We start from the raw sequence: 1248 nt of genomic DNA, 5'->3' as shown, positions 1-1248 counted from the left end.
GGTAATATGTCAATGCTTGCCAAAAGCCAAGCATCGGTGGCATTGTCTTCATGGAGTTCTCTACTGAGTTATAATGATCGCATTCCTTATATAGATAGAAGATTCACAGAAATTGGCAAGTGGAGAACTGCTTTATAGTGATATAAATTTTATTGTTAGTTAGCCTGCATTATCCTTGGTGTAGGCTAATTACCACCTACTCTTAGTGACTTCATTTTTATAATGTATCACAAATAGTTCCAGATGGGGCTAAATTTTTGGGGCTTCCAATAAAACTACGGTGGTAAATACGCCTTCGTGATAGATAAATGCAACTTAAAGCCTTGAGGTGATTTACAACTATCACAGTCACACCCAGCTGATTGCCCCCAATGAGACCATTTTATCCGTTGGTTGATGTTTTGTTGTGTTTTTTTATTTATACTGTAGGAAAGCTAAATCGATAGGTGTGGTTTCATGGTTTACGTTGATCAGTTTACTGGCTCTGTTTTTAATGGTGATTCTGTGATAGGCCATCTAAACCAGAACGAGCTGGCAATTATCAAGTGTCTTATCGAACGCGAAGGAGAGGTGGTTTCAAAGGACGCTCTTCTTGTTGTTGGTTGGCCTGGGCGAATCGTTGTTCCTAACTCTGTGAATATGGCTATAAGAAACATTAGAACCATACTGACTAAGGTCACAAATGAGCCCCTTGTTGTTACCCTTCCTCGTGAGGGTTATCGCCTTCTACCTGGCGTCATTTCTATGAGAGCCACAGAAGAGGGTGTCGCTATGATATCTTCCGACATGACATCCTTAACAACTAGTAAAAGTTTACTGGATAGTCATTTTTTTAGGTGGGTCAAAGTATTTTACAGGCCTGTGTTGTCACTACGTTTTATATTTTTTTCCGTCCTAGTGGTAATGCTTTGGGTTGGTGTAGTTAGCTTGTTCAGGGATCGCGCTCCTTTTCATTGTGTTGAGCATAAAAACATCACAGTCTGTACGGTTGACTCTGTCAGTTTATCACAATCTATATTGGAGAATGCTCCATCAGATAGTGGTACTTATATTTATGGTATAGACCCTGTTACTGGGGAAGGTATTTATGAGAAAAAGCATTAAATTTTCACTTGCTGCAGTAGTATGCTTTCCATTGCCGTATATTCTTTTGCCATTTTTTAATAGCTATGGTTGCGATTATCGCTCTCAACTTGAGACTCCCAATATAATTATTACTGGTGTGTGTAAAAATGGTGTCCTCAGAAC

The 1248-nt window shown here is 39.3% G+C and carries 1 protein-coding gene; it reads left to right on the top strand.

Annotation, left to right across the window (positions count from 1 at the left end):
- Positions 1–456 precede the first annotated feature (456 nt).
- The gene (locus LG31_RS20330) at positions 457–1104 is read left to right on the top strand and encodes a winged helix-turn-helix domain-containing protein (protein WP_084059568.1); all 648 of its coding nucleotides are present in this window, start codon (positions 457–459) and stop codon (positions 1102–1104) included.
- Positions 1105–1248 lie beyond the last annotated feature (144 nt).

Source organism: Aeromonas lacus (genome assembly GCF_000764665.1).
In the GTDB taxonomy this organism is placed as follows: Bacteria; Pseudomonadota; Gammaproteobacteria; order Enterobacterales; family Aeromonadaceae; genus Aeromonas; species Aeromonas lacus.
Note: the sequence above shows the minus strand (reverse complement) of the source record. Positions and strands in the feature narration are given on the sequence as shown.

What these genes read in the sequence shown, in the direction of transcription:
- LG31_RS20330 (WP_084059568.1), top strand. Translation starts at nt 457, where the DNA reads ATGGTTTACGTTGATCAGTTTACTGGCTCTGTTTTTAATGGTGATTCT.